Genomic DNA, 23,563 nt, shown 5'->3' with positions numbered 1-23,563 from the left:
GGCGGCGATGAACTGGACGCGTCCGGCGGGGATGTCCAGGACGGCGGAGATCGGGGCGGTGGTCTCGAACTTCTGCATCATGCTCTCCCGTACTCGTGCGTTGTTTCTGACACCGGAAACGCTACGTTGCTTTCCACATTCATGCAACGCGATCTTTGCTTAGGAGCAGCATCTATGCAGGTCACAGTGTAAAAATCATTGCAACGCCCTCTCGTTTAACGCAACGACGGAACCGTAGTGCGTTGCAATGCATAGAAGGTGAACGCTAGGGTGGAGGCGTCAGGGAACACCGAGCCGCACCATGGAGCACCCGTGGGGCATGAAGGGGGGCGTCATGCCGGGAGGCAGGCTCACCCAGCAGGAACGCCAGCAGATCGCGCTGGGGCTGGCCGACGGCCTCGCCTACGCCGAGATCGCCCGACGCCTGGACCGTCCGACCTCCACGATCACACGCGAGGTGATGCGCAACGGCGGCCCCACCGCCTACCGCGCCGACCTGGCCCACCGCGCCACCCAGCAGCGCACCCAACGGCGCAGGCAGGCCGCGCCCCAGGGGGCCCAGGCACTCCCGCAACCCTACGGACGCGACGCCGAGGCCGTGCGCGGCTACCAGGAGACCCTCACCACCGTCTTCATGACCTCGGGCCTGCCCAAGATGATGGCCCGGGTGCTGGGCTGCCTCTACACCACTGACACCGGCAGCCTCACCGCCGCCGAACTCGCCCAGCGCCTGACGGTCAGCCCCGCCTCCATCTCCAAAGCGATCACCTTCCTCGAGAGCCTCGACCTCGTCCGCCGCGAACGCGACGAACGCCGCCGCGAGCGCTACGTCGTCGACGACGACCTCTGGTACCAGTCGATGATCCGCAGCGCCCGGGCCAACGACGAGTTCGTCGCAACCGCACGCCAGGGCGTCGGCATCCTCGGCCACGGCACCCCCGCCGCCACCCGCCTCGAAAACGCCGCCCGCTTCCTCGACTTCGTCAGCGAAGCACTCATCCGCGCCGCAGAACAGGGCCGCGAGGTCCTCTACAGCAGAACCGAAACCACCCCCGACCAAGACCCCGCCGCCAAACCGAGCAACGGCACCGCCAACCCGAGTCACGGCACCGCCCCACCGCGTTCCCACGACACACAGACAGCCGCCCCGACAACCACCACATGAGACGAAACCGGCCCAGCCGTCCTCCACCTGCGCCGGCCCAGCAGATCACCCTGCACCCTGCGCCCGCCCCGAAGCAGCCCACCGCCGCGGCCGGACAACCACACACAGCAACACGGCCCCACCCCAACACGACCGCAGAACACACACCAACGCCCCCTCAAACCCCCTCCCCCAGCCCGCTCACCACCACCAACAGAGGCCGGGCACGGGCCAGCCGGGTGAGCGCCCAGGCCTCGCCGCGTGCGTCCCGGGTCCGCCCGTAAAGTTCCAGCGCCCGCACCAGACCCCGGCCGGACAGGAACCCGGGACATACCCGCAGCGCCCGGCCCACCGGCCCCCAGCAACCCAGCCTCCGGCCCAGAGCACTCACCCCGGCAACGGTGCCCGCGACCGGCAGCCACGCCTGCGTCCGATGCCCAGCACCAGCGGCGACCACACCGGACTGACGACGGTCACACGCAAGCAACCAGAATCCGACCGCCGCCGCCCAACAAACCGCGGACGAACCCACAGGGCACAGCCCGGCACAATGACAGCCATGAACGACAACCGGACCACCAGCACGACAACCGCCCAGTCCAGGCCGCCCCTGACGGCCGACCTCACCGGTGCCGAGCTGCTGCGCTGGTACTGGACACTGGACGAACTCTCCGCCCTCGCCCGCACAATGGGCATCGCACGGCACGGCGGCAAGAAAGCGCTCACCGCCCGGCTCGCCGCGGCACTGGACGGCCTGCCCCTGCCGGCCGCCCCGGCCCGCCCCCGCCCGGCAACCGCACAGCTGGCCGAACCCCTCGACGGCGACACCGTCATCCCGGCCGGCCAGCGCTGCAGCCAGGCCCTGCGGAAGTACTTCCTCAAGACCATCGGCCCCGGCTTCCACTTCGACGCCTACATGCGCAGCTTCATCGCCCAGAATCCCGGCCGGACCCTGGCCGACGCAGTAACCCACTGGCACGCCACCCGCCCGGACGCGGCCCGGCCCGGCGAGATCGGGGAGCAGTTCGAATACAACCGCTTCACCAGGACCTGGCACCGCCAGAACCCGGCCGGCACCCGCGCCCAGGCCCTCCAAGCCTGGAACGCCCACCGCACACTGCCCAAACCCCCCAACAGCGACTGACGGCACACACCCGCCGGACGAGGACGGATCCGAACAGCCACAGCCGAAGAGGCCGCGGCGACGCCGCCGTTGGCCGTGTCCCAACTGTTCGCACACCTCAAAGCCCGCCCGCTGAAGCCAAACAGCGCAGTGCCACCAGCAGGACAACAACCCCACCCACAAACCGGACCGACACCCGCCCCACCACACCGAAGACGCCGCCCGCGAACCACTCGACTCCGCCAAGGTGCATACAGATTCCGCCGTAGACCTGATACCACCCGCATAGAGATCTGAGACTCCCGCCGCAGGCCGCCCTTCCGCCTGACCCTCCCCGGGGCCGCCTCCGTCCGTCCGTTCCACTCGCGCGCGTCTTCATCCCCCACGGACGGACGGGTTAATGAGTTCCTGAGGCGGGTTCTCGACAGGGGCGCTCACTGCGGCCCGGCACAACCCTACAGTCGCGTGGCGATCAGCGCCTCGATGTGGATGGCCTCCTCGCCATAGCCCAAGGAGTCCAACTCCACCAAGGCTTCACACAAGTCCCGCCCCAACGCCTCACACCAGGCGCCGAGCCGAGCCGACATGAAGTAGGAGTTGCTCAGTTGCAGCCCGATCGGCTCGTCCAGGCTGCGCACCACCAACTGGTCGAAGGGCACGATCCCGACGGCCGCCAACACTGATCGCTGATCGCTGAACGCTGAACGCTCCAGTGTGCTCCCGTATGTCTCCACCGGCTCCGGGTAGAGGCCGTGTCCGGCCCGGCGCCCCGCGCCCAGGCACGTGGCGCGGACTTCGGCGATGACCGAGGCCCAGCCAGGCAGGAATGTGGCACCCGGCAGCCCGGCCCACAGGATGACGACGCCAACCTGCGAGCCGCGGTCCCACAAAGGCGATCAACAGCCGCCTCGAACACCGTGGACCCGCACTCGAATTCCCCAACACGCCCAACTACATGGCACGATCACCGCCCGAGACCAGCGCATTCAAGCCCCGACTACACCCTCAAACGCCATGAACCACGCTGCCCACAGCCCGACCGGCTCGCACACGATCCGAAGACGGCCGCCATGCATGGCCAACCGCGAAACCTCCCAGACCCACCACTTCGAGCTGACCTGGCGGCTGACCGCCCGCATCACCTGCAGCCACCGCACGCCTTCGTCGACGACCAGGAAGCCGGGCCATTCCAGTACTGGCCACACGTTCACCAATTCGAGCCGCACGGCCAAGGCAGCACCCTGACGACCGACGTCATTGATTTCGCCTCACCACTGGGCCCCCAGCCGACTGGCCGAAGCCACCGTCCTCAACTGGTACATGCCCAGGATCATCCGGCTCGCGCAACGACCGCTGAAAGGCCGGCTGTCAGGGCCGGCGCCTCGTCGCCCGAGCCCGTACGACACGACGAGCGGTACCCCGCGGCTGCGGTGCTGGCCGGCGTCCTGGGCCCGGGCCGTGCGCCCGCTTTGTCGGGCGCCCTCGTCGACGCCGGGGCTGGGGCCACGCTTTGGAGAGCCGGATCGGCGGAAGGACGATGTGCCACCGACCGGGCCCCGGCGGGGAGGCCATCGACGGCCGGCGCCGCGGTGTGCAACGCAGTCGCTTGCCGCGCGAGCCGCTCGTCCAGCTCGCACGGCCGCCGCCGAACCCCCGAACGCCCACTTCCCTCTCCGCACGAGCGGCTGGGCGGCCGGGCGGGCCCGCGAAGTCCTCCCCGCGCCCGACACCGTCCGCCGACGGAATCCCTGGGCTCGTACGGCAGCTGCACCGCCCCTATCGCGGATGCGCCATAGCGGTGCTGACCGTCGACATGGTCCGCGCGGCAGGCCCGCGTCAGCCAATCTGCTCAGCTAGGGCGACGATGATGCCTGCGGGGCCGCGGAGGTAGCAGAGCCGGAAGATGTTCTCGTACTGTGCCACCTCGCCGAGGAGTTCAGCGCCGTGGGCGCGCAGGCGGGCAATGGTGTCATCGATGTCGTCGACGGCGAACATGACGCGATGCAGGCCCAGCGTGTTGGGCGGAGGGTTCCGCGGCTCGGCGTCGGACAGCGCGGGGGTGTGGTACTTGGTCAGCTCCAGCTTGCTGTGGCCGTCCGGGGTCCGCATCATCGCGATGTCGCTCCGGACGCCGTCGAGTCCGACGGTGCGGTCTGCATAAAGACCTTCGATCTGCGCCCTGCCTTCCAGCTCCATGCCGAGCTCGGTGAAGAAGGCGACAGCCGCGTCCAGATCGTCAACGACAATGGCGACGTTGTCCATCCGCTGAATAGTCATGTCTCTGAGCCTAACGACTCGATACGCGGTAGCGCGGGATCGGCCGTGACATGCGACGGCCACGCAGGTCGAGTGGATTGTGACGTCCTTCTCGGCCCGCGCGGCCTTGTCCCATCCTGCCTTCTGCAGCCTTGATCGTGCACATCTCGGCGATCCGGGCCAGCGGCCAGCACTAATCGCTCCAGCCGGAGGCGGCGGGCCAGCATCCAACACCGTCTCCAGAACGCGGAGTTGTCCCGCATCGAGCTTGCAGCGGGCACCGCCGGAGCCCTTGGAGGCCAGGGCCTGCCGGCCGCCCGACGCCAACGCTCGCCGCCAGCGGTTCGCCGAGGAGCATCTCTGCGGAAGATCCGGTACAGCACAAACCTCGCTCGCCGAACTCGGCCTGCATGAGTCCCACCGCAGCATCGCTTTGCTCCCGCGTCAGCAGTTCCCCCAGGTGCTCTCGGACCTCAGGGGCGGCGTTCACAGCCGCCCACGGTTGGAGGTCGGACTCCCGCCACCGGCGGAGCAGAAGACGATCGGTTCGCAGCTCTGGCATGCCACCCAGCCAACACGATCAAGATCAGGGTGTCGCTTGGTCATGTCGAACCCTACGGTACTCGTCCATGCCAGACCCGCTGCGCAGATCCTCACGGCCTACACCACCCGGCGGGACACAGTCCCGTCACGACCCGACGTAACTCGCACCGATAAAGATCTCCAGCAACTCCTGACGCCGCGCCGGGGACGGCTCAGCTCCCCAGGGCAGGGGCGGAGTGCTCAGGTGGCGCGGCGGCGGTCGTTGCTGTCCTGGCGGAGTCGGTCGGTGTGGCGGGTGATGGTGGCGATGCGGGCTGCGAGGTCGGGATGGCCTTCCTTCAGGTGGGTGTGGGTCCCGGCCAGCGGGTCGACCAGGTGGGCTGCGTCGTCGTCGGCGAGGGCGTCGGCGAGGCAGCTCAGCGGTATGTCCGCTTCTGCGGGCAGGTCGGAGAGGGCGGTGATCTGGCCGGCGAGTTGGCGCAGGTCGGCGGCGTTGCGGCGGGCCCAGTCGGTGACGGTGCGGTTGGCGGCGCGGTGGTCTCGGGTGGCTTGGATGCGTTGTTCGCCGGTGGTGCCGTGCGCGCCGGGGCGGATGCGGAGGTAGCGGCGTTCGGCGGCCTGGCGGCTGGCGACGCCCAGGGGGTGGGCGAGGTCGGCCCAGCTGGCGCCCGCGTCGCGGGCTGTTTCGATCAGTCCCGCTTCCCATCCTCCGAGCTGGTCGCGCAGCTGGCGCAACAGCAGAAGTGCCGACAGTGCCTGCTCGGAACTCGTCTGCCCGCGTCCGTCAGCCTGCCCGGGCGGAGAAGTCTCGGCGGCGCGGACGGCCTCGTCGATGGCGTGCAGTGCCGCAACGGCGGCGAGAAAAGACGTCGGGGCCAGGCCTGTGCTGGGCTGGTCGGCTGCGGTCATGACCCCTCCGATGTCACTCTTTCGATGACGTTGAGCATTGTCGCTCTTTCGATGACGACAATACTTGTCATCGTCTGGATGACATGCTACAAGAGAAGACAGCTGAAGCGCATTGGCACTGACTAACTGGAGGTGTTGAACGATGTTGATGCGCACCGATCCGTTCCGCGAGCTCGACAGGCTCACGCGCCAGCTCCTGGGCACCACGGGCACATGGTCCAGCCCCTCGGCGATGCCGATGGACGCCTACCGCGAGGGCGAGGAGTACGTGATCGCGTTCGACCTGCCCGGCGTCACACCGGATGCGATTGACATCGACGTCGAGCGCAACATGCTGACCGTGAAGGCCGAGCGCCGGCCCGTCACCAAGGCGGACGACGTGCAGATGGAGCTGTCCGAACGCCCGCTGGGGGTCTTCTCGCGCCAGCTGGTGCTGGCCGACACACTTGACGCCGAGCGCATCAAGGCCGACTACGAGTCGGGGGTTCTGACCCTGCGCATCCCGATCGCCGAGCGCGCCAAGCCCCGGAAGATCACCATTGGCGGGGAATCCACGCGCAAGCAGATCAGCGGCTGAGCCGGGGCCCCAACCTACCTGCGGCGGAGGACGGGGCACTGTCTCCCCCGCTCCCCCGCTCCCCCGCTCCCCCGTCCTCCGCGCCCACTCCCGGAAGGGAGGCAGAGCGGTGGCCATGCGATGGGAAGCGTTCCTCGACCAGGTGCAGGAACGCGGCGAATACGGCACCCGAGCCGAAGCCGAACGGGCAGCACGCACCGTTCTGGCACTGCTGGGTGCGCACATGGTCGGCGAAGAGCGGGCCGAGCTGGCCGGCCGGCTCCCCGAGACGTTCGCCCTGATCCTGCTCAACCCGCTGCGCGCCCCCGAGCCGCTGTCCGCGGAACGGTTCGTGCGGGCCACCGCGGCATGGATCGAGGGCGCCACGGAACGGACCGCGACCTGGGACGTCGGCGCCGTGCTGAGCGTGACCGCCGATGCGGCGGGGGAAGAACTCACCCGCCGCATCCTGCTCCAGCTCCCGCCCGGCTACGACCTTCTCTTCGGCCACCCCGAACGCACGTAGCCCCAGCAGAGCCGACACACCCCCCTGCATGCCCACTGGATCGGTGCCGCGTGGCCGCAGCAGATACGAAACGGCACCACCACGAGAAAGGTGATCACTGCACCCATGCATCCCGAGGCGGAACAGATCCCCGCTGCACCAGTCATGACGTTCGACCAGATACTGGAAAGGGTCCGTTACGAAGGCGCATACCCCACCCGCGAACGGGCCGACGAGGCTGTACGCGAGGTGCTCGGCGCGCTCGGCCGACAGCTCACCGGCGACGAGCGGGTGGAGCTCGCCGGCCGGCTCCCTCGGAAGGCGGCCGGCATCCTCGCGGCCCAAATCCCCGACACCGTTCGCCGTACCGGCTGGGGCTTCGTCAAGGACCTCGCCAGCCGCACCGGAAGCACCCCTGCAACGGCACGCTGGGACACCGGCGCCGTCCTCGGCGTCATCGCCCGCCTCGCCGGCCCCGGCCTCCTCGACCGCATCATCACCCAGCTCCCCTCTGGCTACGCCCTCCTTTTCGGCCGGGCCGAACTCACCCGGGCCGCATGACATCACCTCGCCGACCGACGGTCTGCCGAGCAGCGGGCACTGGTCCGGGCCGTCCGGCGGGATGCGGCTGAGCGAGGCGTCGACACCCAGCCGCAGGCGCGACCCGCCCACCCGGACGTACGCGTCGGAGGTAGGCACACCCGAATCTCCCAACATCCCAGGGGCGCCGCCTCGCTCTGGAACCCGCTGCGGAGAGGCGTAATCACGGCCGGGGTCACATGGCTCGCACAGGGGCAGAACCCACCGTGGCCGCCGAATTCGGGTAGTCCTCGATGGCCTTCCAGCGGCGGTCAGTGAAACGCCCTGCAGGACGGGCAGACCGGGCGGCGGGTCTCGTGTTCAGGCGCCTTCCGCTCACCGGCACGCCGCAGTTCCGCCCGGTAGGCCTGCTGGCGGGCCCTGGCCTCATCTTGCTCGCGGGCGTCGACAGCCTCACGTCGTGGCTTGCCGATCGCCTCCAGAGTGGGCTGCATGTGGTCGCCGCCGAACCGGAGGACCCACACTCTGCGTCGAGCAATGGGACGAGAGCCCGCCACAGCGCAGAACGCCAGGTCTACCGCGGGCGAATCAGATGGTGACAAATGGCCAAGGTCGGGGGCGGAGGTGCGGCGGGAAGCTGCGTGGGTTCCGTCATACATCGCCGTCCCCACCCCCGACGACGGCGCGCCTACCCCTGTATGCCTTCGGGACGCCTCCGTCGGTCCTCAGGCCTTTGCCACAGCATGCGCGTAGGGCCCGGCGTCATGATCTCGACGGTCTTGCCGCGCACGGCGTACTTGGTCTCGAGGGCGTCGAGGCCGGCGACAGAGGAGACGTCCCAGATGTGGGTGCCGGTGAGGTCGATGACAACCTTGTCGAGGTCGTCGGCGTAGGCGAACTGGGTGACCAGGCCGTTGGACAAGGCGAAGAGGAGCTGCCCGGTCACCCGCCGGACGACCAGGGTGCCGTCGGGGACTGCGGAGCCGGAGGCGCTGGCCGACCGCGGCGGGACGAGCAGGAGTGAGAGCGGCGGCCGTTCGACAACTCGGCTCGCTCCGTCGGCTGCACGTGCACGATCCCCGGGCCGGGCGGCAGCCCCGCATTCAAAGCCTCCGCCATGCCCGCCCTGCCCACCGCAATCGACTCCACCGTCGTCACCCGCGCGGCAGTCCCCGTCGAGGACCCAGCGGCGCGCCGAAAGCCTGCCCATTCAGACCACGGCCAGCGCACTGACACAAGAGCGATCCGAGCAACTCAAGGACACCAACCCGTCACAATCCCCCCATCCGGCCCGCGGCTACGACAACCGCAAGACCCGTGCGCTACTTGACGAGTTGGGTTTCACAGCCAAGATCGCCCACAAGGGCCTGCCCGCACCGGTCCAGGTCGGCAAGCGTTGGGCGGTAGAACGGACGCACTCCTGGATGAACAGCTACGGCAAGCTGCTGCGCTGCACCGAGAAGGACAGCAAGGCCGTGGACCTCTACCTCTATCTCGCCGCCGCTCTCGTCACGCTCCGCATACTGATTCGCCACTCCACCAGCCGTTACCGCTGGGATGGACGACCCACGACCCGCCGCTTGAGGTGATCCATTTGCTGTCGGTCTGCCCACGCCCGAAGTCATCCTCGACGAAGCTGTTTAATCCTGATGCGACCGGACCGTGGATGGCCGATGACGGTCATGGTAGGGGCAGTGGCGTCCGCCTGCTCGGTGGCCTTGTTGATGATGTGAGCGGTGTTGGTGCTTGATGCGTCGACCCGTACAGCCCAACCGCGCGGGACGATCAGCCGGATGTTTCCCGATCCGCATACCGCCTCGACGGTTACCTCCCGGTGCACACAGGTGGCCTCGGTGAAGTCGATCGTGATGTTCAACATCTTGCACTCGGCTACGATCCGCTGAGGAACGGTCTACCTACCGCCCTGCTCGATGTTACTCAGGCGGGTTTTGAGAACGAGGGCATCAGTTCCCGGACGTGCCCCGGAGGGCCGCTCCCCCAGGTCCGCCACCAGGACGTCGAGTTCACGGTACGTCTTCGCACCGTAGGCCCGGTCGAGCCTCTCCTCCAGCTCTGTGAGATCGATGCGGCCATTGCCTGCGGCAATCCGCAACCCCTCGGCCACCGCCTCCCGGTCGGCATCCCCCGCACGGGGTTCCACCACGTACTCCGGTGTCGTCCCCACAACTGACTGTTCCACGTTGGTCATGGAACGACTGTAGGACACGACGGCTTCCAGGCCCCGGGCCATGCGGCTAGTGCGTTGCCCACGAACGTTCACCGCGTGGGGTGACACTCTGTTATGCGTCGGGACGGCTTGTCTGCGGCTGGTTTCACACTCAATCTCGCAGGGTCGGTATTGCGTGGGGGTCAGGCGAACCAGCTGTCGTAGGCGGTGCTCAAGCTGTCCTGGGGCGGGTCCGGGAGCAGCTGATAAAACTTCCATGCGTAGTCGTACGGGTCGAGGCACTCGGCGTATCGCTCGCCCCATGGTGCGTCGAGCGGGCCGGTGGTGACCGTGGCTCCGGCTGAGCGGCAGTAGTCCGCGGTCGCGTCGACGTTGTCCACCTCGATACCGATGACAATACCGAGGCCTCGCGGACCGGTTCTGGTCATGTGTTCGCGGTCGCTGTCAGGAAACGGCATGCCGGTCAAGGCATCGACGAGCAGTTGAAGGTCACCACGTCTCAGGATCGCCATGATCGGCTGGCCGTCGGGACTTGATATCGATCCGGCCTGCTCGAACCCGAGTCCCGCGTAGAAGATGGCCGCTTCGGTCACGTCCTCGACACGAAGTCCTACCCGGAAGGGAGCTTCATCGGTCATTGCGTCTCCGTTCGGCGAACGATCTCGGATAAGCACGATGCATCAGCGCGGGGAGCCGTGGCCAGTGTGTTGGGGTTGGTCACGCGGCTTTGGGTCGGGGGCGGCCCCAGCGTTGCCGGCGTTCGCTGCGGATCTTGGCGCGTTCGCGGCGCTGGGCGGCCAGGACGTCGGGGTGGCGGGCGTTGGCGTTACGCCACCGCAGGTAGTCCTGGAGCTTCCGGGCGAGCACGGTGTGGTTGGGGTGATCGGAGCCGCCCATGACGAAGTTGCGCAACGGACCGAACTGGGCCTCGATCGGATTGGCCCACGACGCGCTCGTCGGCGTCAGGCACAACTCGACCTTGTTCTTCTTCGCCCAGGTCCGGATCGCCAGGGTCTTATTCGCCGATAAGTTGTCCATGATCACGTAAATGGGAGCGCCGTCGGGGCGGGCGGCCCGGATCGACTTCAGCGCCGCCAGGCTGTGGTCGCCGCCTTTGCGGCGGCGGGTCACACCCCACAGGTGGTCGTCGCCCAGGGAGTAGCAACCGTGGAAATACCGGATGCCGTGGGTGCGGTGATAGGTAGCCGGCAGCCGGTCCGGTTTCTTTTTCCCCGCCCAGCTGGAGCCGTGGCAGGGGCGGATCGACAGCGGGCCGAACTGGTCGAAGGCGAAACACCGGTCTGGAAAGTGGCTGGTCACGTACTCGATACGGTCGAGTTTGGCGTCCTTGTCGGGATCTTTGGACTCCTTCCAAGTGCGGGTGCGCTGGAAGGAGATCCCGTGCTCGTGCAGGATCTGCCGCAGCCGTTCCCGGCCGACGTTCACCGTCTGGACCCGGTTGTGTGTGAGGTAGTCGGCGAGTTTGCGGACGCTCCAGTGCCCGAAGGGGCGCCCCAGCTTGGTCGGGCGGGTGCTGGCCGTCGCGACGATGAACTTGCGCTCGTCATCGCTGATCAGGCGGGGACGGCCTCCCGCCCACCGAGGGTCCAGCGCGGTCAGGCCGTTCGCGTTGAACGCATGGATCACGTCCCGGACAGTGTCCTCGTGCGCGGCCACCAACCGGGCGATGGCTGTCACGGTGGCACCCGACGCCGACGCCATGATGATCAATGCCCGGCGGACCCGCACCAACTCATGTCGACCCCGCCGAACCAACTGCTGCAGCTTCTGCCCCTCTTCATCGGTCAACCGCCGCACCCTAACCGGCTCTGCCATCGACGACCTCACCCTCAACAGCAATCATGTTGCCATCGAGGATGAGGCCCAAATACCCAGCACCGCGAGCATCGACCGGCGTGTCACCCCACCCGGTGAACGTTCGTGGTCAACGCACTAGCTCGCCATTTGCCGGTCGGTCTCAGCAGCCGTACCGGGGCGGTTCAAGCGGTCGCGAAAAGGGATGTCCCCAGCGGACGCACGCACCCGATTCAAGCTTGCAGGCACGCAAATTCGCCGAAATTCGCGAGATCTCGCATCGGCAGGAACGGCGGTGCAATCTCCTCCGTGTCAGGGAGGCACCCCGGGCAAGGCGGGCTTGCGGAGCTGACACCGCTCCAGCCCACGGTTCGACCATCCATCACGCGTGGCTCCGTCACGCTCAAGGCAAGGAAGTGTCATGTCTCAAACCACTCAGTGCATCGCAGCAGCAGGAGCTCACGGCCTCGGCCCGCGTGGTCCGGTCGCTGCTGATCCTCCTGGTACTCGTGGTTCGCCTCGTCGGCGCTGGGCTCGCGTAGATAACGTGGCGGCACCCGTCCCTGGGAACCCCTCTGGGGGTGGCGGTCGCCGGTGTCACCCTTCTGGTGACAACCGTCCTCAGGCTGGCCCGTCGGTAGCAGCGGGGCCGGTGGCCTGTTGGGCCCGGTCGTCGTCCGCGCGGATGCCGGCGGCGAGAGAACGCCGCTGGCTCCGGGGCTCCCCGCAGCGGGTTCCAAGAACTCCACGGGCCCGCAACTCGCCGAAATCGGGGAGCCGAACGGAGGGCAGCGCCTCCAGCAGATCAGCCTGGGTGGCGCGGATGCGGTGGGCAGGGGCCTGGGGGCCGGGGCCAAGAGCGCGGCGGGCAGTCACGATGATCATCGTACGGGTCGCGCTCCGCGTCACGGCACCCTCACCGACCGGGCACGATACCGGGCACGGGCCACGATGCCGCGTCGGCCAGCGGGGATACTCGGAACCATGACGGAAGCAGGGCTTGATGCCGCAGCCAACTCCTTACGGTCCTGGCTCAACAGTGAGACGTTCACGGACCTGTCCACGACCGAGGTGACGAACTTCTTCACTGACTCGGCAGCCCGGTGGGCCAGCAGCCTCGGCTACAACGTCCAGCGGGAAGTCTGGCTCCCCGCCGGCATCTCCCGCGCCGACGGGACTCCCGGACGTCTCGATCTGCAGCTCAGACACCACACCGGCAAAGGACGACTCATCAGTATCGAGATAGACCGAGGCAGCAAGCTCTGGTCCCTCGACAAGCTCACCCAAGCCGCCGAACTCGGCGATCTCGCCCTGTGGCTCCGCTGGGGCCGCGAGCCCGTTCGCGTCCGGATCCCGCCGACCGTCCGACTCGTCCGTGCCCATGTGATGCGCCGTCGCAGCGGCAACCAACACCGGTACTCACTCCAAACTGACAACTGCGGGTAAGTGGGTACGCCCCCTTCTGTCCGGTCATCCCTGCCGCGTCAAGCGCACATCGGCTCAATGACGGAAGGTCAGGCGCTGCCGTGCTCGAGGGCACTGGCGACGTCGGCTCCGATGTCGTAGCCAGGGCTGCCGTCGAGTAGTTGCTTGCGCCGGTTGTAGCGCTGGGTGGTACGGGAGTCCTTGCGGTCGGCCCAGCGCTGAACCTTGTCCGGGCGTGCGTCCTTCTTCGCCAGGCCGTGGGTCATGGCGTCGCCTTTGGTGCCGCGCGGGGGTAGTCCGGCGCGTCTGGCCAGGGACTGCAGCAGCCGCCACTCGGCCGGTTCGTCGAGCTGGGCGCCACTGGCCGTGCAGAACAGCCAGCCGGTAGCGCGGCCGTCGAGGCAGTCGTGAAGTGCAGCATCCCACCTGGGAACCTGCAGCCCACCACCCTCCGCATCCGCACCAGGCAACAACGGCCCGGCAACGCCGAGGCATGCCAAAACGCCCTCCACCGCATCGCAGGCATCGCCTGCCGCGCCGGCTGAGGCCGGCGCGGCAGGCCATAGCAAAAGCAAGTGCCGGGTCGTGAGCCGTGCAGGCAGGATGCCCCCATGGCTACCGAAGTCAGCGGGATGATCGAATGCCGACCAGGTGCCCGCCTCTGGGGCCCCGACGACGAGGACTGCATGTGGCACGCCGCCATCGACCTCTTCCTGCTCAACCACGGCAACGCCTACGACGCCCTCGGCTGCCTCTTCGGTATCCGCAACTACGTCGGCTTCCGCCCCTTGGCCGAAGGCCGCGGGTTTCCGAGCGACGCGTCCGAGGGGCTGCGGACCGAATACGCCTCGCACGGCGGATCTCCTGACGTCCACGGCACGACGTGGATCACCTGGGCCGAGCTGGCCGCCGCCGACTGGTGGGAAACAGACAGCTCAGGGTCGCGGAACAGAGAATCGGTCGCCGGAGACGAAACCTGCTGGGGACCGGTCTGGAGCGTGATGCGGACACTCAGCGAACTCCACGGAGCTGACCATGTGCGACTTGTCGCCTGGTTCCACTGATCTGGATTCCGCGGCAAAGCACTACGTGCCCGAGGGGAGGACGACATGGCCGAACGCGACCTGCCGCGGCAACAACGAGAACTCACACGCGTGCACAGAGCGCCCCGTCACATCCGTGGCTGGATCGCAGTCTTCAGCTACAGGATGACGAGCAGCTTGGTGTCCGGCACCAACTTCCGGTTGACGGAGGTCGATTGGACGAACACGGTGTACGACGGGTTGTCGCCCGGCTTCACCGTGACCTCCGACTCCGGCAGGCCGAGGAGCTGGCGGGCCGCCGGGCCCGAGAACACCCTGCCTGTCATCTGGCCGGTGGCCGGGTCCTTCTCCGCCACGGCGAGCTGCTTGTTGCCCTGGATCTTCTCACGCTTGGACAGCTCGTAGAAGGCGCAGCCGGTCTTGTACGGGTGCCCGGCGCGGGTGACGAAGTCGCGGATCTGGATCTGCTGGTCGACCGGTATCAGGATGTACTTGCCGGTGTCCAGGGCGTCGAGATTGGCCTTCACCTCGGCAGTGCTCAAATCCTGGCCCATGGCGAACAGGTTCCTGGTACCGCGCACGCCCTGTTCGCGGCCCCTCAGGAAGCTCGTGGCAGCCGTCTTGACGGTGCCGATGGCTTCCTCGACACCCTTGCTGGAGTCCGCATCCCAGATCGCGATGTTGCCCGCTGGGAAGCCGTACTCCTGGGCGGTGCGCTTGGCCAGGGAGTTCGGGACCAGGATCGCCGAGGTCCAGTGGTCGGGGAGTTTGTCCATGGCGCTCTGGATGCGGCCCATCCACTTGCGCAGGACGGCGGTGCCCTGGCTGCCTTCCATGCGGATGTGCATCTGGCCGGTCTCCGAGCAGCCGGAGGCGTTCTCCTCGCCGTCGGTGACGACGACCTGGAGGAAGGAGTGTTCCCCGTACCCTTCCCAGATGTTCTTCAGGTCGTCGATGGACTTCACGGCCGCCTCGATCAGCGCCGTCGCACCGTTGTTGACCTGGTACAGGCCCCGCAGGGATGGCAGGTGCTTGACGTCCATGTCCCAGACCAGGTTCTTCACCTCGTGATCGAAGGCGTAGAGACTGATGCGGGTCTCGTGACCGAGCCGGTCGGACTCCTCCTGAAGGCCCTTCACGAACTCATCCACCACGCGTACGAGCTGCGCCTCATGCTTGCGCATCGAGCCGGACTTGTCGACGACGAGCGAGACGTGGTTGACCTTGTGCTTGATCCTGTTCGCAGACATGCTTCTACCCCGTTTCCAACGCTCTTCCGACGCCCTTCCGGCGCCCCCTCCAACGTTGATTCCACACTACGGGGAGGCACTGACAATGCATTCTGACCTGGGGTTTCACGGATACCGACCGCCCGTCAGGTGTGACTTGGGCAAGGGGTACTGACGGGTAGCCAGAAGGTGCCGATCAAAAGACCTGCATCAGATGAGACCCTGCTTCTTTCCGCGTTCCGTAGACCGTGAGCGACCCCGTGCGCGACAGCTCACACACCACTTCGGCCTGGTCTTCAGCGGATGACGGTTCGGGACCGCAGCTTTCAGGGGCCATCGGTCGATCTCCAGGGCCTCGCCCGGGTCACAGCGGACCGTCAGTGACACCACGCCCCCTGCCTTCGGAACGAGCCGCGGAGCCGAGACACACGCCGGCACACCCGATCCAACGAGCCAGCCCTGCACCAAGCACTCAAGGCACCGTCCTCGACCACGTGGACACAACCCGGATGGCATGGCCGACCTGCGGGGCGACGGCCGGGAACGCGGTGACTACCTGTTTCTGATCTCCACGCGATCAGGCTGGTGGAAGCTCAATCGGTCATGTTCGGATACGGAACCATCGGATAAGGGTGGTTTCGACTGGCGTGTCGCCTGTGTCGGACCATGCGATGTAGCCGTCGGGCCGGACCAGGACGGCGTCGATGTCCTCGTCGGTCCTGGCTGTGACATGGTCGACCCGGTCGGCCCAGCCCTCGATCGGTCTCTGCCGGCCGTCGAGGGACAACAGTAGGCCTCGGCCGGAGTGCTGCTCGAGCATGCGGTGGCCGTGGCCGCATGGATCATGCACGCCCGCCGTCACGCCCGCGGCCTACGAACGTCTCATCCAGCACTCGGAATCGCTGATCACCTGGGCCGCGATCGCCCTCATAACCCGGCGCATTACCCGCCGGACCTCCCGCCGCAGTGGCCGGCTCGCTTTCCGAGAAGCCGCGCGGGACTGATCCTCCTCACGGACAGCGTCATCTCCTCGCCCCGCACCGGCCGGCACCGCGATGCCGCATCCCGCGTCGTTGAGGACTTCCGAGGTCTCCAGGTCGAGTTCGACGATCAGCTCATCCAGATGCAATTTCTGCTCGATGCTCAGCGCCAGCACTTCGTCCTGAGCGAGAGTCTCCAAGGTCGCGGCGGCAGACGCCCGCGCAACGGCACCCAACGCGTGAGTCATCGCCTCCACGGGCGCGTCAGGGTCGTCGTCCGCATAGTGCAGAGAGATCCCGTATGCCTCTGCCGCCCGGGCGACCAGGTTCGTGAATGCCCTGGTGCGGTGCACGTCCCGGGCGTCATAGCCCAGGACAAGGCGTTCCTCAACTGAGGAGCCGTTCGAACCGGCGATTCGTCGTCAGCCTCTAGATGATCGATTCCAAGGGGTTTAGTGGTCGTAGGCGGTCAGTGCGCGCATGACCGGCAGGCCGCGCATGAACCTGGCTCCACTCATCAGGCCCCCTTGGAATCGATCATCTGGGGAACCAGGAGGCGCTCTACCGGCGGACCGCCGAGATCAGTCCGCCGGGCCGCTCCTCGCGCTGCGGCGGGGTGCTGATCGGGCGACCGTAGGCGGCAGCGCACTCGCGCAGGGTGTGGCTGCCGGCCTCCCAGCCGTGCCCGGCCAGCCAGCCCACCGGGTCGTCGGGCATCTCCGAGAACCACATGGACGCCGCCGATCCCGGCACGGCGTCCGCGCCGAAGCGCTCGATCACGCCGCGCGAGCCCAACGTCAGCCCCATCCGACTGCCTGCCGCCGACTGCGAGCTGATCCGGGCCAGCAGCAGCTCCACCGCGTCCTCGGGCAGATAGATCAGCAGTCCTTCGGCGATCCACACGGTCGGCATGGCCGGGTCGTGCCCTGCGGCGGCCAGCGCGCCTGGCCAGTCATCACGCAGATCCACCGCGACGGTGATCCGCTCGCAGCGTGCGACGGCCCGCTCCTGGCGCAGCACCGAAGCTTTGAAGTCCAGTGGCGCGGCGGTGTCGACCTCGAACAGCCGGGTGCCCTCGGGCCAGTCCATCCGGAAGGCCCGGCTGTCCATGCCGGCGCCGAGCAGCACGACCTGCCGGACCCCGGACGCGGAGGCCTGCTGCAACACGTCGTCGAGGAACTTCGTCCTGATGACGATGGAGAACGACACGGCCAGCCGGCGGCATCGCGCGGCCTCGTCGTCGGGCGGCGGCGAGGAGGGCCACAAGCCGCCGGCGGTGGCGAAGGCCTGTGCCAGTGGGTCGCGGAACAGCGCGTTCTCCCGCTCGGTCTCCAGCGCCCGCACCCTGGCCACCCCCACCGCCGTGGCCCACACTCCCGACGGCTGCACCCGCTCCTGCTCATCAGTCACCGCGCCAGCCTAGATGATCGATTCCAAGGGGCTTGATGAGGGAAGCCAGGTTCATGCGCGGCCGGCCGGTCATGCGCGCACTGACCGCCTACGACCACTAAACCCCTTGGAATCGATTATCCAGATCCGTCACACCATCGATCATGTCGGCTCAACGAGTCGTCCACCAGCTCGTCACCGGTCCCAGATCAGAAACCGGTACTGAGCTTGTTCTTTATCTTCGGGCCGGTCGGCATGCAAGATCATGTACTTGGCTGGGTGCAGGCGGCATGCGCAGAGGCTGCCGCCGCCCTGAAGGGTGGCCTTGCCGGGGCCAGTCAGCAGTCTTGTAGACCCCACACAGGGAACAGGCCATCCCACTTCTATGCGCGGCGTGTGCGACCTCCGTTGATGTGGTCGATCTGCTCAAGGAGAACGGCATTCAGCTGTGCTCGCGCGGCCCTGACCTGCTCCAGGGCATCCAGAACCTCGCGACGTACCGGGACTTCTTGCCGGGCAGGGCTCTGCAGGACTTCGGCACGGACTTCGCGGGTCGCCTCTCGCAACCGGCCCAGGAGCTGGGACAGGGCTGCGGAGGCTGAACCGTCTACATTGGCCGCTTCCGGACGGCCTGGGGGAGCCTGCACCAAAGGGATGCCGTGTGGTGGCGTGTCCTGCGACTCGAGCCAAAGACCACTGTGAGCGAGAGCGTGCCCAGCCTCGGTAGCCTCTGCACTGACTCGGTCGATGCTCTCATCGAATCGGTCGACGTCCACAGGACGGTGGGCCTCCAGATCTTGGACAGTGCGATCCAGCGCATCGACCCACGCTCGACCCGTGGTTCGCATCTTCAGCAGCCGAGTGACCTCTGCTTCCCTTCGACGATTCTGCTCCTCCCTCGTCCTCTGCTCTGACTGGCGCCGATGCAGAAGTGCCGGGCCGTAGACCGTCGCGAGGCCGGCGATTCCAGCTCCCCCCAGCGCCCCGAGCAGTCCATACAGCGCGCCATTGTCACTCATGCCCCGACTCCCTCGGAATCTCCGCCTGTACGCATGCCGTCTCGATCACCGTTGCCCCCTCGGCCAGACGGGGGAAACCTGAACCCTTGCATGAGCATGTGCCCAGCTCTGCAGATGAACCCGTGCCTTGACACGGGCTCGAATAAGTCTCGAACTTGAGGGCCTTTTGCCTGGTTCGTCGAGCACGTAGGGCGGCCTTCACGCGGTCGTGTGCCAAGTCGAGTAGGCATCTGGACCGTGCGAAGGCCGTGGCAATGAGTGTGCTCTTATCCGGGCTCAGGATGGAGGCGTTGGCGCAAGCGTCCCGCTTCCGGGGCGAGTTCTACGCGTGCTTGTCCGCCCCACGGGACGAGCTGTTCGAGCTCACCGACGCGGTGCTGTGCGTGGACGGCCCGGTGGTCTCGCCGGTCGACCTGAGGATGGTGCCCGAACACCATGTCTACGGCCGGGCGAAGTCCGTGCGCCTGCCACCCGCTACGACGTCGGCAAAACCGCCAAACGCCCCGAGACCCTCAAGCCCATCGGCAGACCCGGTAGATCCTCGTAGATAAAGAACAAGCTGAGCTTGAGTTCTAACCTCCACCCGGTTACCAGGAGACGCTGGGTGGCGTGAACGGCTACGAACAGGTCCGGCTGTGGTGGACCAAGAGAAGGCCAGCTTGGTGACGCGACGGCCGCCGTCGAGGCCCCGCGCTGGGGGCCCGACAGCGAGTGACGTTAGGCGGACCGGCTGACGTCGTCGAAGTCGGTGGAGGCCGACAGCTCGGCCCATGCCAGCATGTCGCGCTCGAAGGCGTCGCGTCCGGCCTGGACGAGCCGAAGCGCGTCGGTGCCGAGCAGCAGGCGCGTCGGCGGCTGGTCGGCCGCCACGATCCGCAGCACCGCGGCCGCGGCCTTGTCCGGGTCGCCCGGCTGGTGCCCGCTGCCGTGGATGCGCCGGGCGCGCAGCGGCTCGAACAGCTCGTCGTAGTCGGCGATCACACGGGGTGCGCGGATCATCGAGCGGCCGGACCAGTCGGTCCGGAAACTGCCCGGCTCGACCGCAGTGACACGGATGCCGAAATCGGCGACCTCCTTGCCGAGCGTTTCGAGGATGCCCTCCACGGCGAACTTGCTGCCGTGGTAGAAGCTGAGGCCCGGCATGGTGATCAGCCCGCCCATCGAGGTGACGGCGATGATGTGGCCCGAACGGCGCTCCCGCATGTGCGGCAGCACGGCCTTGATCACCGCCACGGTTCCGTAGACATTCACCTCGAACTGACGGCGAAGGTCATCCATCGACGACTCCTCGAAGAGGCCATCATGGCCGTACCCGGCGTTGGCGACGAGTACGTCGACCGGGCCCAGGTCGCGTTCGGTCTCGTCCACGACCGTGTCCACCGCCTCATGGTCGGTCACGTCCAGGATGCGGGCGTGCGCGTCGCCGGCGAGCGCCTCAAAGGCCCGTGCGTCGGCGGGCGTGCGCACCGTGCCCACCACCCGGTGACCCGCAGCCAACGCCGCGCGAGCGAGCGCGCGGCCCAGGCCGGTGCTGACGCCGGTGATCAGGAATGTCTTGGTGTCCGACACAGGAGTTCCCTTCGTGAGATGCGAACAGAGCCGACCGGGGCGGTGAGGCCCCGGTCGGTCTCGACACGTTCCACTTCAGCACCGGAATCGGCTGCTGATCGACTTCCGGGGGGTCCGCTTCACCCCGGGGACAGCCGGACCGGGGGACTGTCAGTCCCCCCTTCGCGGGCCGTCGGGGCGATCTTGGGCCCTATCGTGAACGGCATGGACCGCAACACAGCTCTCGGCGAGTTCCTCCGCTCTCGGCGGGCACGGATCACCCCGCGCCAGGCGGGCCTGTCCGACGACGGCGGCTCTCGGCGAGTGCCAGGACTGCGCCGCGAAGAGATCGCGCAACTGGCGGGCGTGAGCGTCGACTACTACGTACGCCTGGAACGCGGACGCCGACTGAACGTCTCCGAGACCGTGCTGGACGCCATCTCCCGCGCGCTACGCCTCGATCCCGTCGAACGCACCCATCTGTTCCAGCTCGCCAAGCCCGCCGCAGGCAGGCCCCGTCGCACGGCGACGCGTCCGCAGCCGGTCCGCCCGGGGCTGCGCGACCTGCTCCGGATCCTCGAGCACACCCCCGCCCTTGTGCTGGGGCGGCGACTGGACGTACTTGCGTCCAACCAGATGGCACGTGCGCTGCTCACCGACTTCGACGCGCTGCCGCACCGCGAGCGGAACCTGGTGCGGTTCATGTTCTGCGACGAGACCGCCCGCTCGCTGTATACCCACTGGGACACCCACGCCCAGGACATCGTCGCCTCGCTCCGGCGCGACGCCGGACGCCATCCCCACGATCCACTGCTGGCCGAACTCGTCGGCGAACTCTCGATCAGGGATGAGGACTTCCGCCGCTGGTGGGCCGACCAGAACGTGTATCGGCACACGCATGGCAGCAAACACTTCCACCACCCGATCGTCGGCCCGCTCACCCTCAATTACGAGTCCCTCACCCTGCCCGCCGACCCGGACCAGCGGTTGAGTGTCTACACCGCCGAGGCAGGCTCCAGCTCCGAAGAGGCGCTTCGGCTACTGGCCGCGTGGATGCGGCAGCCCGAGACCTCGCACGGGCCGCACGCAGATCATTAGACGCCCGCCGGTCCGCGAGGAGCGGTCGGCCACAGTGGCTGCGTCCCATGAGCCGGGACGGGCGTTAGGAACACTGGCAGACCTTGCACCCCACCTCCGGTGTCCCGAAACCCTCGTCGAGGGGGAAGAACCAGGATTGAGAGCAGTTCGACCTGCCCATTCGTGCCGCGCAGCAACTCTCAACATGTAGTCAGAGGTTGAATCTCAAGCTGCGTCCGGCCGGCCCGTCTGCGCAGTCCCGACGTTCATTGCGCAGTGGCGAGGACAAGGGATGCGATGGCCAGCGCGAGGAAAGTGCCGGGAAAGGCGATGTTGTAGAACACGCGGGCACGGATGTGGGCAGCCATGGCGCCGACGTAGAAGAGAACAAGCCCGATCGCGGCGGCGGCGCCGACGAGCCGAACGCCCAGGAGTCCGAGGAGGAGACCGGCTGCTCCGGCGGCCTTCAGGGTGCCGAGCAGGGGAAGCCAGGACGGCGGGACGCCCACTTCGGCTGAGTTGGCGAGGACGAACTTGGCCCTCGCCAAGTTTGCGACGGCCTCGAAGCTATTGGCCGCGATGGTGATGACGGTGACGACTGCGTATGCGATGAACATCGGTGTTTCCCCGCTCAGCCGAGCACGTGGTGGGCACCGCGGACTTCGAAGGCCGGCGACGTCGGGGCGTGCCCTACAGCCCACTTGGCCACGGTCGCTTGCGGACAGCGCGCTGCCTCGATGCCGGACGGAGAACTCTCCATGCTCCGGGTGCCGCGGGGCAACTGCGTCTTGCCCGCCGTGAAGGCTGTCCCGACCGCGTCGACGGCATCGCCGCCCCGTTCGTCGGCAACCTGTTGGCGAATCATCGGAACAGACATGGCCTGGCATCCCCTCGTCGATTGCGAATGTTGGCGAGTTGCCGCTCACTTGTTCCATCAACCCTCGCCGTACCTCCGCGTCGGCGTCCAATACCTGCGTCTATAACCTGACGGCATGGATGTCGACACCCGGCTGCTTCGCTACTTCATCGCCGTGGCGGAGGAGGGCAGCCTCACGCGCGCCGCGGAGCGGCTCTTCGTGTCCCAGCCAGCGCTGACCAAGCAGATCAAGCAACTGGAGACCCAGGTCGGAGTGCGGCTGTTCACGCGGTCCCGCGTCGGCATGACCCTCACCGAGCCGGGCGCGACCCTCGCCGAACGGGTCCCCACCCTCTTGGCCGACTGGGACCAAGTCCTTCGGGAGACCAAGGGATCGGCCAGGCAAGCGGCCCGTGTCCTGCGCATCGGTTTCCTGGCCAGCGCCGCCAACGAGGCAACCCAGAGCATCATCACGGAGTTCGCCCGCCGCCGGCCAGGCTGGAGAGCCGACATGCGACAAGCCGCCTGGTCCGACCCCACCGCAGGGCTCGCCAACGGTGACGTCGACGCTGCCCTGCTCCGGCTGCCCTTCCCCGGCCAGGACGCCCTGCGAGTGGAGGTACTGTTCACCGAGCCCCGCTGGATCGCACTGCCCACAGCCCACCCACTCGCCACACGCGAGCAGATCCCCTTCCGGGACCTGTGGGACGAGCCGTTCGTGGCAGCCCCTCCCGAAACAGGCTGGTGGCGTGACTACTGGCTGGCCACCGACGAGCGCGACGGCCACCCCGTCCGCGTCGGCGCCGTCACCGACCAACCAGACGAATGGCTCAGCGCAATCGCCAACGGCTACGGCATCGCCCTCACCCCCGAATCCTCCACCCGCTTCTACGCGCGCCCGGGCGTCACCTACCGGCCCGTCATCGGTGTCAGCGCCAGCCAGGTCGGCGTCGCCTGGGCAGCCTCCGACGACGCCAATCCCGTCATCCAGGACTTCGTACACTGCTGCCTGGACACCAGAACCTCCCGACAGGACGGCGCCGCCAGCTGACCGACACCACCCGATCAGGGCAGATTGCCGCGTACGCATCGGCCTGGGACTTCGCCAACACCTGAACCGTCCCGAAGCAAGCACCCGGGCCGGGACTGTTTTTGGGCGAGCTTGACCACCGTCGCACGGAGACCAACAGTCGGGAAATCGCCCCGTACCGGATCACGGCGACGTCGTCCTCGATCGAGGCGTGCACCACGGCGATGGCCCGCTCGTGCGCAGCCTCGCTCGCCTTCCGCGTCTCTTCCACAGGCGTGTCGTCGCGGGGGCCTTGGCGGTTCGCCGTCTGCGGGGGTCCTCGGCGGGACCGGATGGGTGGGAGAGCGCACACCGCGACGATCCGGTCTTCTTCGATCCCGAGAAAAAA

The 23,563-nt window shown here is 67.6% G+C and carries 25 protein-coding genes and 6 pseudogenes; 13 read left to right on the top strand and 18 right to left on the bottom strand.

The features are described 5' to 3' along the window. Window positions 1-334 precede the first annotated feature (334 nt). The gene (locus ACWCP6_RS19475; protein WP_450933687.1) at window positions 335-1,165 is read left to right on the top strand and encodes a helix-turn-helix domain-containing protein; all 831 of its coding nucleotides are present in this window, start codon (window positions 335-337) and stop codon (window positions 1,163-1,165) included. A gap of 538 nt (window positions 1,166-1,703) precedes the next feature. Then, window positions 1,704-2,288 (top strand): DUF6434 domain-containing protein, encoded by a 585-nt coding sequence (locus tag ACWCP6_RS19470; RefSeq protein WP_450933686.1) that lies wholly within the window; start codon window positions 1,704-1,706, stop codon window positions 2,286-2,288. A gap of 434 nt (window positions 2,289-2,722) precedes the next feature. On the opposite strand, the gene ACWCP6_RS19465 is transcribed toward ACWCP6_RS19470, so the two are convergent. From ACWCP6_RS19465 to ACWCP6_RS19440, 6 genes and pseudogenes are all read right to left on the bottom strand, one after another. Continuing rightward, complete coding sequence (locus ACWCP6_RS19465) at window positions 2,723-3,157, bottom strand: hypothetical protein (protein WP_450933685.1); 435 nt, start codon at window positions 3,155-3,157, stop codon at window positions 2,723-2,725. A 96-nt stretch (window positions 3,158-3,253) separates the two neighbouring features. Further along, window positions 3,254-3,499: a hypothetical protein gene (locus tag ACWCP6_RS19460; RefSeq protein ID WP_450933684.1), complete on the bottom strand. Its 246-nt coding sequence runs from the start codon at window positions 3,497-3,499 to the stop codon at window positions 3,254-3,256. Between the two features lie 604 nt (window positions 3,500-4,103). After that, window positions 4,104-4,544 (bottom strand): VOC family protein, encoded by a 441-nt coding sequence (locus tag ACWCP6_RS19455; protein ID WP_450933683.1) that lies wholly within the window; start codon window positions 4,542-4,544, stop codon window positions 4,104-4,106. A gap of 175 nt (window positions 4,545-4,719) precedes the next feature. Next, window positions 4,720-4,874, bottom strand: a pseudogene (locus ACWCP6_RS19450) (IS630 family transposase); the annotation flags it as partial. A 34-nt stretch (window positions 4,875-4,908) separates the two neighbouring features. Next, window positions 4,909-5,085: pseudogene (locus tag ACWCP6_RS19445) on the bottom strand (GNAT family N-acetyltransferase); the annotation flags it as partial. 221 nt (window positions 5,086-5,306) lie between these two features. Next, window positions 5,307-5,975, bottom strand: coding sequence for a type III effector protein (locus tag ACWCP6_RS19440; RefSeq protein ID WP_450933682.1), 669 nt, complete (start codon window positions 5,973-5,975; stop codon window positions 5,307-5,309). 142 nt (window positions 5,976-6,117) lie between these two features. Between ACWCP6_RS19440 and ACWCP6_RS19435 the strand changes: the two genes are divergently transcribed. The 3 genes from ACWCP6_RS19435 (at window position 6,118) to ACWCP6_RS19425 (ending at window position 7,597) form a co-directional block, all read left to right on the top strand. Beyond that, on the top strand, window positions 6,118-6,552 hold the full coding sequence (locus tag ACWCP6_RS19435; protein ID WP_450933681.1) for an Hsp20/alpha crystallin family protein: 435 nt from the start codon (window positions 6,118-6,120) through the stop codon (window positions 6,550-6,552). A gap of 109 nt (window positions 6,553-6,661) precedes the next feature. Beyond that, on the top strand, window positions 6,662-7,057 hold the full coding sequence (locus tag ACWCP6_RS19430) for a DUF2267 domain-containing protein (protein WP_450933680.1): 396 nt from the start codon (window positions 6,662-6,664) through the stop codon (window positions 7,055-7,057). 105 nt (window positions 7,058-7,162) lie between these two features. Next, complete coding sequence (locus ACWCP6_RS19425) at window positions 7,163-7,597, top strand: DUF2267 domain-containing protein (protein ID WP_450933679.1); 435 nt, start codon at window positions 7,163-7,165, stop codon at window positions 7,595-7,597. A gap of 667 nt (window positions 7,598-8,264) precedes the next feature. Here the strand turns inward: ACWCP6_RS19425 and ACWCP6_RS19420 are convergent. Continuing rightward, window positions 8,265-8,549 (bottom strand): annotated as a pseudogene (locus ACWCP6_RS19420) (hypothetical protein); the annotation flags it as partial. A gap of 316 nt (window positions 8,550-8,865) precedes the next feature. Here ACWCP6_RS19420 and ACWCP6_RS19415 point away from each other — a divergent pair. Next, window positions 8,866-9,165, top strand: a pseudogene (locus ACWCP6_RS19415) (transposase); the annotation flags it as partial. Between the two features lie 32 nt (window positions 9,166-9,197). On the opposite strand, the gene ACWCP6_RS19410 reads toward ACWCP6_RS19415, so the two are convergent. The 4 genes from ACWCP6_RS19410 to ACWCP6_RS19395 all read right to left on the bottom strand — a co-directional run bounded on the left by ACWCP6_RS19410 (window position 9,198) and on the right by ACWCP6_RS19395 (window position 11,600). Then, window positions 9,198-9,455: a hypothetical protein gene (locus ACWCP6_RS19410; RefSeq protein WP_450933678.1), complete on the bottom strand. Its 258-nt coding sequence runs from the start codon at window positions 9,453-9,455 to the stop codon at window positions 9,198-9,200. A gap of 33 nt (window positions 9,456-9,488) precedes the next feature. Continuing rightward, window positions 9,489-9,785: a DUF1707 SHOCT-like domain-containing protein gene (locus ACWCP6_RS19405; RefSeq protein ID WP_450933677.1), complete on the bottom strand. Its 297-nt coding sequence runs from the start codon at window positions 9,783-9,785 to the stop codon at window positions 9,489-9,491. Between the two features lie 161 nt (window positions 9,786-9,946). Further along, the gene (locus ACWCP6_RS19400; protein WP_450933676.1) at window positions 9,947-10,402 is read right to left on the bottom strand and encodes a VOC family protein; all 456 of its coding nucleotides are present in this window, start codon (window positions 10,400-10,402) and stop codon (window positions 9,947-9,949) included. 79 nt (window positions 10,403-10,481) lie between these two features. After that, complete coding sequence (locus tag ACWCP6_RS19395; protein ID WP_450933675.1) at window positions 10,482-11,600, bottom strand: IS630 family transposase; 1,119 nt, start codon at window positions 11,598-11,600, stop codon at window positions 10,482-10,484. 963 nt (window positions 11,601-12,563) lie between these two features. Here ACWCP6_RS19395 and ACWCP6_RS19390 point away from each other — a divergent pair. Further along, window positions 12,564-13,025 carry a hypothetical protein gene (locus ACWCP6_RS19390; RefSeq protein WP_450933674.1) on the top strand — a complete coding sequence of 154 codons (462 nt, stop codon included), beginning with the start codon at window positions 12,564-12,566 and terminating at the stop codon, window positions 13,023-13,025. A gap of 68 nt (window positions 13,026-13,093) precedes the next feature. On the opposite strand, the gene ACWCP6_RS19385 is transcribed toward ACWCP6_RS19390, so the two are convergent. Continuing rightward, window positions 13,094-13,270, bottom strand: coding sequence for a hypothetical protein (locus tag ACWCP6_RS19385; RefSeq protein WP_450933673.1), 177 nt, complete (start codon window positions 13,268-13,270; stop codon window positions 13,094-13,096). Window positions 13,271-13,615: 345 nt separating this feature from the next. Between ACWCP6_RS19385 and ACWCP6_RS19380 the strand changes: the two genes are divergently transcribed. Beyond that, complete coding sequence (locus tag ACWCP6_RS19380; RefSeq protein WP_450933672.1) at window positions 13,616-14,068, top strand: hypothetical protein; 453 nt, start codon at window positions 13,616-13,618, stop codon at window positions 14,066-14,068. A gap of 137 nt (window positions 14,069-14,205) precedes the next feature. On the opposite strand, the gene ACWCP6_RS19375 is transcribed toward ACWCP6_RS19380, so the two are convergent. Both ACWCP6_RS19375 and ACWCP6_RS19370 read right to left on the bottom strand, forming a co-directional pair. Continuing rightward, entirely contained in the window at window positions 14,206-15,297 is a 1,092-nt protein-coding gene (locus tag ACWCP6_RS19375; protein ID WP_450933671.1) for a VWA domain-containing protein, read from the bottom strand. A gap of 580 nt (window positions 15,298-15,877) precedes the next feature. Then, complete coding sequence (locus ACWCP6_RS19370; protein WP_450933670.1) at window positions 15,878-16,096, bottom strand: aromatic-ring hydroxylase C-terminal domain-containing protein; 219 nt, start codon at window positions 16,094-16,096, stop codon at window positions 15,878-15,880. Between the two features lie 15 nt (window positions 16,097-16,111). Between ACWCP6_RS19370 and ACWCP6_RS19365 the strand changes: the two are divergent. Further along, window positions 16,112-16,442: pseudogene (locus tag ACWCP6_RS19365) on the top strand (hypothetical protein); the annotation flags it as partial. A 375-nt stretch (window positions 16,443-16,817) separates the two neighbouring features. On the opposite strand, the gene ACWCP6_RS19360 reads toward ACWCP6_RS19365, so the two are convergent. Beyond that, window positions 16,818-17,630 carry a class I SAM-dependent methyltransferase gene (locus ACWCP6_RS19360; protein WP_450933699.1) on the bottom strand — a complete coding sequence of 271 codons (813 nt, stop codon included), beginning with the start codon at window positions 17,628-17,630 and terminating at the stop codon, window positions 16,818-16,820. 428 nt (window positions 17,631-18,058) lie between these two features. Between ACWCP6_RS19360 and ACWCP6_RS19355 the strand changes: the two genes are divergently transcribed. Both ACWCP6_RS19355 and ACWCP6_RS19350 read left to right on the top strand, forming a co-directional pair. Further along, window positions 18,059-18,247: a hypothetical protein gene (locus tag ACWCP6_RS19355; RefSeq protein ID WP_450933669.1), complete on the top strand. Its 189-nt coding sequence runs from the start codon at window positions 18,059-18,061 to the stop codon at window positions 18,245-18,247. A 671-nt stretch (window positions 18,248-18,918) separates the two neighbouring features. Next, a pseudogene (locus tag ACWCP6_RS19350) lies at window positions 18,919-19,098 on the top strand (NF041680 family putative transposase); the annotation flags it as partial. Window positions 19,099-19,381: 283 nt separating this feature from the next. On the opposite strand, the gene ACWCP6_RS19345 reads toward ACWCP6_RS19350, so the two are convergent. Further along, window positions 19,382-20,233 carry an oxidoreductase gene (locus ACWCP6_RS19345; RefSeq protein ID WP_450933668.1) on the bottom strand — a complete coding sequence of 284 codons (852 nt, stop codon included), beginning with the start codon at window positions 20,231-20,233 and terminating at the stop codon, window positions 19,382-19,384. Window positions 20,234-20,437: 204 nt separating this feature from the next. Between ACWCP6_RS19345 and ACWCP6_RS19340 the strand changes: the two genes are divergently transcribed. After that, window positions 20,438-21,310, top strand: a complete 873-nt coding sequence (locus ACWCP6_RS19340) for a helix-turn-helix transcriptional regulator (RefSeq protein WP_450933667.1) — start codon at window positions 20,438-20,440, stop codon at window positions 21,308-21,310. A gap of 245 nt (window positions 21,311-21,555) precedes the next feature. Here the strand turns inward: ACWCP6_RS19340 and ACWCP6_RS19335 are convergent, their stop codons facing one another. Both ACWCP6_RS19335 and ACWCP6_RS19330 read right to left on the bottom strand, forming a co-directional pair. Then, window positions 21,556-21,906 carry a DoxX family protein gene (locus tag ACWCP6_RS19335; protein ID WP_450933666.1) on the bottom strand — a complete coding sequence of 117 codons (351 nt, stop codon included), beginning with the start codon at window positions 21,904-21,906 and terminating at the stop codon, window positions 21,556-21,558. Window positions 21,907-21,920: 14 nt separating this feature from the next. After that, the gene (locus ACWCP6_RS19330; protein ID WP_450933665.1) at window positions 21,921-22,166 is read right to left on the bottom strand and encodes a hypothetical protein; all 246 of its coding nucleotides are present in this window, start codon (window positions 22,164-22,166) and stop codon (window positions 21,921-21,923) included. Window positions 22,167-22,281: 115 nt separating this feature from the next. On the opposite strand from ACWCP6_RS19330, the gene ACWCP6_RS19325 reads away from it, so the two are divergent. Further along, complete coding sequence (locus ACWCP6_RS19325) at window positions 22,282-23,196, top strand: LysR family transcriptional regulator (RefSeq protein WP_450933664.1); 915 nt, start codon at window positions 22,282-22,284, stop codon at window positions 23,194-23,196. The last annotated feature ends 367 nt before the right edge of the window (window positions 23,197-23,563 follow it).

The organism is Streptomyces sp. NPDC002004, from assembly GCF_053593975.1.
Note: the sequence above shows the minus strand (reverse complement) of the source record. Positions and strands in the feature narration are given on the sequence as shown.